A 6000-nucleotide genomic window follows, 5' to 3' on the forward strand; every position below is an offset into this window, starting at 1 on the left:
CTTCCTGGCTTTGGGCTATCTCGGCGCGGGCATCGGCGATCTGCTTGGTGAGATTAGCCAGTTCCGCTTTGGCTGCATCGGTTGCAGCCTTCTGCCCGTCCTGTTCCTTCTGGTCTTGGCTGATGGTGCCGCGGGCATCGGCGATCTGCCTGGTCAGCTCGGCCAGTTCCGCCCTGGCCGCATCGGCTGCGGCCTTCTGGCGATCCTGTTCCGCCTGACCCTCGGTGATCGCGGCGCGGATCCGGGTTTCTTCCTGTTGCAGGTCGGTCAGACCGCTTCGGGCGCTTTCCAGTTGGGACGTGGCTTCGGCAATCTGCTGTGTCAGGCCGGCAAGCTCGCCGCGCGCCCGTTCCAGGCGGGGTTCCAGTTCCGCCGCCTCGGATTCCATGGTCGAGATGACCTGCCGCAGGGCATGGGCCTGGCGGGACAGATCCTCATCGGTGGTCTGCGCCATGGCAGGCATCCCGGCCATGACGACAGCAGCCCAAGCGACCAGAAACCAAACACCCACGACACAAGCCCCCCTGGCGGGGACGATGATGAAGCAGGGCGGTATTTTGTCAATCTTTCTGTGACGCCCGCCTGGAGGCGCAAAGCCGGACGAGCCGGCCAAGGATCAGGGGGCCGGGGCGAAGCGTTGCAGGGTCAGTTCCAGGCCGCTTTCCGCGTCCTGTTCCGCTGACCGGGACTGGACGTTCTTGATCATGACCTTCTCGGACTTGCCGTCGATGTCGATATGGCCTTCGGTCAGGCGGGCCAGGCGGTCGGGATCCATGCCGCCTTCGGTCCTGAACCGGATATAGTCCCCGCCGGTCTCGACCGTGCCGTGAAGCGGTTCGATCCCGTCAAGCGTCAGGGTGGCCTGGGTCATCTGTCCCTCCGAAGTCTGTGCAACGGCACAACTCGAAGATGGCTGGTGTCGTTCCGCCCGTCAGGCTTCGGGCCGCGTGACGACATAGGCGGCAACCGCCGTGCACAGGATGAACTGCATCCCCACGACCCAGGGCGGCATCCCGACGAACAGGCTGAAGCCCACGCCGCAGGCCATGGCCAGAACGGCCCAGGTCTTGGCCAGACGGCTGATCGCGCCGCGTTCGCGCCAGGCGCGGACAGGGGGTCCATAGGTCGGGTGGTTCATGATGCGCCGTTCAAGACGCGGGCTGCTGCGGGCAAAGGCCGCCGCCGCCAGCAGAAGAAAAGGCACCGTCGGCACGACCGGCAGGGCGATGCCGACAATCCCCAGGGCAAGGGCGACCAGTCCAAGGGCATACCACAAGGAACGCATGTCAGGTTGCCAGTTCGCGCAGGATGGCGTTCAGAAGCGGCCGGCCCTGGCCTGTGGTGCGCAACCGGCCATCCGCCCGTTCGACCATGCCAAGGTCGGTCAGCCGGGAGACGGCATCATCGTCAAGGGGCGCGCCCGCCAGCTGGGCATGGCGGGCCAGATCCAGCCCTTCGGTCAATCGCATCGACATCAGCAGATATTCGGTGGCCTGTTCATCCAGGGGCACCAACTCGCGCAGCGATTCCCCCGTTCCCTGCCGTTCCACCGCGTCAAGCCATGCGCCGGGCGCCCGATGCGCCTCGGTGGCGAAGCGCCCGCCGGGCAGGGTGATCCGTCCATGCGCGCCGGGACCGACGGCGGCCCAATCCCCTTGGCGCCAATAAACAAGGTTGTGCCGGCTTTCGGACCCGGCGCGTGCGTGGTTCGAGGTCTCGTATCCCGCCATGCCCGCCGTCTCGCAGATGTCCTGGGTTTCCAGATACATGTCGGCAGCCAGGTCATCGTCGGGCAAATCGCGCAACTTGCCCGCCGCGGCCCGCGCGCCGAAGGCCGTGCCGGGTTCGATGGTCAGCTGGTAAAGCGACAGATGATCCACCGCCATGTCCAGGGCTTCCGCCAGTTCCGCCCGCCACGCCTCGCGCGTCTGGCCCTGGCGGGCATAGATCAGGTCGAAGCTGACCCGGTCGAAGCAGGACCTGGCCACGTCGAAGGCCGCGCGGGCCTCGGCCACGGAATGCATCCGGCCAAGGCGCCGCAGATCCGCGTCGTTCAGCGCCTGGATGCCCATGGACAGGCGGTTGACGCCCGCATCGGCAAAGCCCTGGAAGCGCCCGCGTTCCACGCTGGTGGGGTTGGCTTCCAGCGTGATCTCGATGTCGTTGGCGAAACCCCAGGCGGCGCGGGCCGCGCGCAGCACGGTGTCCACGGTTTCGGGCAACATCAGCGATGGGGTGCCGCCGCCGAAGAAGATGCTGCCCAGATGGCGGCCGGGCAGTTCCGCACCAAGCCGGGCGATTTCCGACGACAGCGCGTCGGCCCAGCGAGCTTGGTCCACGCTTGCGACCACATGGCTGTTGAAGTCGCAATAAGGGCACTTGGCCGCGCAGAAGGGCCAGTGGATGTAAAGGCCAAAGCCCCCCGCCCGCCAGTCTTCCACGAAGCTGTCCGGCCCAGGCATCATCATCCGCGCAGCGCCGTGACTTCGACCTCGACCTTCATCTCGGGCCGGATCAGGCCCGCGATGACCATCGTGGCGGCGGGGCGGATGTCGCCCATAGCTTCGGACAGGGCGGGGACGATCGCCTCCATCACGGATATGTCGGTGACGGTGTATTGCACGCGCACGATGTCCGCGGGGGCGAACCCCGCTTCCTTTAGGGCCGCGAAGATCGTGCGAAAGCAGTTGCGGGCCTGCTGGCAGGGATCGTCGGGCATGGTCATGGTGGCGTAATCGTAACCCGTGGTGCCCGACACGAAGCACCAGTCGCCCTTCACCACGGCGCGGCTGTAGCCCATCGCCGCCTCAAAGGGGGATCCGCTTGAAATCCTATGCAAAGCTGCCCCTTATCATCCGTTCCACCGCCCGCGCCCGGTGGCTGAGGCTGTTCTTCATATCGGGCGGCATTTCCCCAAGGGTCACGTCATGCCCGTCCGGCATGAAGATGGGGTCATAGCCATGGCCTTCAACCCCGCGCGGCGGCCAGACGACCTGACCGGGCAGCACGCCCTCGAAGACCTCGTCATGGCCGTCGGGCCACATCAGCACCAGCGTGCAGCGGAACTGCGCGGTTCGCGGGGCGGGGGCGTTGCGCGCCTCCAGTTCGTCCCAGGTGCGCTGCATCGCCATGCGGAAGTCACGGCCATTGCCGGTTTCGGCCCAGTCGGCGGTGTGGACCCCCGGTGCGCCGTCAAGCGCATCGACGCAGATGCCGCTGTCATCGGACAGCGCGGGCAGGCCGGTCGCCTGGACGGCGGCGCGGGCCTTGATGCGGGCATTGCCGACAAAGCTGTTTTCGGTTTCCTCGGGCTCGGGCAGGCCCGCATCCGCCGCGCCGATCACCTCGACGCCATAGGGGGCCAGCAGGGCGCGCATCTCGTCCAGCTTGCCGGCGTTATGGGTGGCTATCAGCAGGCGCTTGCCGTCGAACTTCCTCATGCCACGGCGGCCTTTTGCGCGGCGACCAGTTCGGCCATGCCGCCTTCGGCCAGGTCCAGAAGCTGGCCCATCTGGTCGCGGCTGAATGTCGCGCCCTCGGCCGACATCTGCACCTCGATCAGCCGGCCGCTGCCGGTCAGCACGAAATTGCCGTCGGTCCCGGCCTCGCTGTCCTCGGCGTAATCCAGATCCAGCACCGCCTGGCCCGCATAGATGCCGCAGGACACGGCCGCCACATGGTCGATGATCGGGTCGCTGGTGATCGCGCCCGCCTTGAGCAGCTTGTTCACCGCCAGCCGCAGCGCGACCCAGCCGCCGGTAATGGATGCGCAGCGCGTGCCGCCATCGGCCTGGATCACGTCGCAGTCGATGGTGATCTGGCGTTCGCCCAGGGCGCTGCGATCCACGCCCGCCCGCAGGCTGCGCCCGATCAGGCGCTGGATTTCCTGGGTGCGGCCCGACTGCTTGCCCGTTGCGGCCTCGCGCCGGTTGCGGGTGTTGGTGGCGCGCGGCAGCATCCCGTATTCCGCCGTGACCCAGCCCAGGCCCGTGCCCTTCAGGAAGCGCGGCGGCGTTTCCTCCAGCGAGGCGGTGCACAGAACATGGGTGTTGCCGACGCGGATCAGGCATGACCCTTCGGCATGGGCCATCACGCCGGTTTCGATTGAAATCGGACGCATTTGGCTTAGATTCCGGCCAGACGGGCGCATGGTTTTTCCTTTTTGCGAAGATCCCCGCCCCATACCGCCCCTGCGGCCCATCACGCAACCCTTCGAGGGACATGGACCAGAAGACGCCCTTGCAGGACATGAACGACCGCTCGCGCGAGATCTTCCGCCGCGTGGTCGAGATCTATCTGGAAACCGGCGAACCCGTGGGGTCGCGGACCCTGACCCGTGCGCTGTCCGAAAAGATCAGCGCGGCGACCATCCGCAACGTCATGCAGGATCTGGAACTGATGGGGCTTCTGGACAGCCCGCATGTCTCGGCCGGGCGGATGCCGTCACAACAGGGGCTGCGCCTGTTCGTGGACGGCATGATGGAGGTCGATACCGTCAGCGCCCCCGACCGCGCCGCCATCGACCAGACCCTGGGCAACGACGATCCCGACACGGGCGTGCTGCTGGACCGGGTCAGCACGGCCTTGTCCGCGATCACGCGCGGCGCGTCCCTGGTGCTGATGCCCAAGCACGAGGCGCCGATCCGCCATATCGAATTCGTCAGCCTCGGCCCCGACCGCGCGCTTGTGGTGCTGGTCTTTGCCGACGGCCATGTGGAAAACCGCCTGTTCACGCCGCCCGTGGGCCAGACCCCGTCGTCGATGCGCGAGGCGGGGAATTTCCTCAATGCCATGGCCGAGGGCAGGACCCTGTCCGAGTTGCGCGGCCATATCGGCCGCGAGATCGCGGCGCGCCGGCAGGAACTGGACGTGCTGGCCGCCGAACTGGTGCAATCGGGCCTGGCCCTGTGGGACGGCGAATCCCACGATCCGCGCCTGATCGTGCGGGGCCGCGCGAACCTTCTGGACCAGGAGGCCGCCGATCTGGACCGCATCCGGGTGCTGTTCGACGACCTGGAACGCAAGCGCGACATCGTGGAATTCCTGGAACTGGCGGAAAAGGGCGACGGGGTCCGCATCTTCATCGGGTCCGAAAACAAGCTTTTTTCGCTTTCGGGTTCCGCTCTGGTGGTTTCGCCCTATATGAATGCCGACCGAAAGATTGTAGGCGCGGTTGGCGTCATCGGACCGACGCGGCTGAACTATGGCCGCATCGTGCCGATTGTCGACTATACCGCGCAGCTGGTCGGGCGGGTGCTGTCCGGCCGGAAAGGATGAAAGACGATGAACGATCAGAACGAACAGCCCCTTGACGACATCCTGGCGGATCCGCTGGCCGATCCCACGGACGAGATCGCGGCCCTGACCGCCGAGCGCGACGAGCTGCGCGACAAGTGGATGCGCGCCCTGGCCGATGCCGAAAACTCGCGCAAGCGCGCCGACAAGGACCGCCGCGAGGCCGAGCAATATGGCGGATCGCGCCTGGCCCGCGATCTGCTGCCGGTCCACGACGCCCTGACCCGCGCCCTGGACGCCGCGGGCGAGGAACAGCGCGCCGCGGCCGCCGCCCTGATCGAGGGGGTGGAACTGACCCTGCGCGAGTTGAACAACGTCTTTGCCAAGCATGGCGTCACCGTCATCACCCCCAAGCCCGGCGACAAGTTCGACCCCAGCGAACACGAAGCCATGTTCGAGGCCGCCGTTCCCGGCACCATCGCCGGAGAGATCATCCAGATCATGGACAACGGCTTCCGCCTGCATGACCGGCTGCTGCGCCCGGCCAAGGTCGGGGTGTCGTCCACGCCCGCCAGCTAGGCGGGCGCTACAACCTTCATCTGACTTGCCGAAATGTCCCGATGGCGCGACGTTTGGAGAACGTTCGGTTCATCGGGAGGGAAGAACCATGGCCAGCACTGATGGGGTGAAGATACACCCCGCCGTCGACAATGGCATCAAGCAGGGAAATCCCAGCTTCTCGGGCGGCACGCTTACCTGCAAATG

General features: G+C 66.6%; 8 protein-coding genes. 2 read left to right on the plus strand and 6 right to left on the minus strand.

Annotated elements, in window-relative coordinates; all coding sequences use genetic code 11:
• Positions 1 to 616: 616 nt before the first annotated feature.
• From CK944_RS05905 to rph, 6 genes are read right to left on the minus strand one after another with little or no spacing between them, the layout of a single operon-like run.
• Positions 617 to 871 (minus strand): hypothetical protein, encoded by a 255-nt coding sequence (locus CK944_RS05905; protein WP_103172115.1) that lies wholly within the window; start codon positions 869 to 871, stop codon positions 617 to 619.
• Between the two features lie 60 nt (positions 872 to 931).
• Entirely contained in the window at positions 932 to 1285 is a 354-nt protein-coding gene (locus CK944_RS05910; protein ID WP_103172116.1) for a YbaN family protein, read from the minus strand.
• Between the two features lies 1 nt (position 1286).
• On the minus strand, positions 1287 to 2441 hold the full coding sequence (gene hemW / locus CK944_RS05915) for a radical SAM family heme chaperone HemW (RefSeq protein ID WP_103172141.1): 1155 nt from the start codon (positions 2439 to 2441) through the stop codon (positions 1287 to 1289).
• Positions 2442 to 2464: 23 nt separating this feature from the next.
• Positions 2465 to 2839, minus strand: coding sequence for a RidA family protein (locus tag CK944_RS05920; protein WP_103172117.1), 375 nt, complete (start codon positions 2837 to 2839; stop codon positions 2465 to 2467).
• Positions 2832 to 3440, minus strand: a complete 609-nt coding sequence (gene rdgB, locus CK944_RS05925) for an RdgB/HAM1 family non-canonical purine NTP pyrophosphatase (protein ID WP_103172118.1) — start codon at positions 3438 to 3440, stop codon at positions 2832 to 2834. Before rdgB ends, CK944_RS05920 begins: the two co-directional genes overlap by 8 nt.
• Entirely contained in the window at positions 3437 to 4150 is a 714-nt protein-coding gene (gene rph, locus CK944_RS05930; protein ID WP_103172119.1) for a ribonuclease PH, read from the minus strand. The genes rdgB and rph overlap by 4 nt, the downstream gene beginning before the upstream one ends.
• Before the next feature lie 71 nt (positions 4151 to 4221).
• Here rph and hrcA point away from each other — a divergent pair, with 71 nt between their 5' ends.
• A complete protein-coding gene (gene hrcA / locus CK944_RS05935; RefSeq protein ID WP_103172120.1) occupies positions 4222 to 5277 on the plus strand; it encodes a heat-inducible transcriptional repressor HrcA in 1056 nt (351 codons plus the stop codon).
• Between the two features lie 6 nt (positions 5278 to 5283).
• Positions 5284 to 5814, plus strand: a complete 531-nt coding sequence (locus tag CK944_RS05940; RefSeq protein ID WP_103172121.1) for a nucleotide exchange factor GrpE — start codon at positions 5284 to 5286, stop codon at positions 5812 to 5814.
• Positions 5815 to 6000: the final 186 nt, after the last annotated feature.

It is taken from the genome of Paracoccus sp. SY (genome assembly GCF_002901215.1).
GTDB lineage: Bacteria > Pseudomonadota > Alphaproteobacteria > Rhodobacterales > Rhodobacteraceae > Paracoccus > Paracoccus acridae.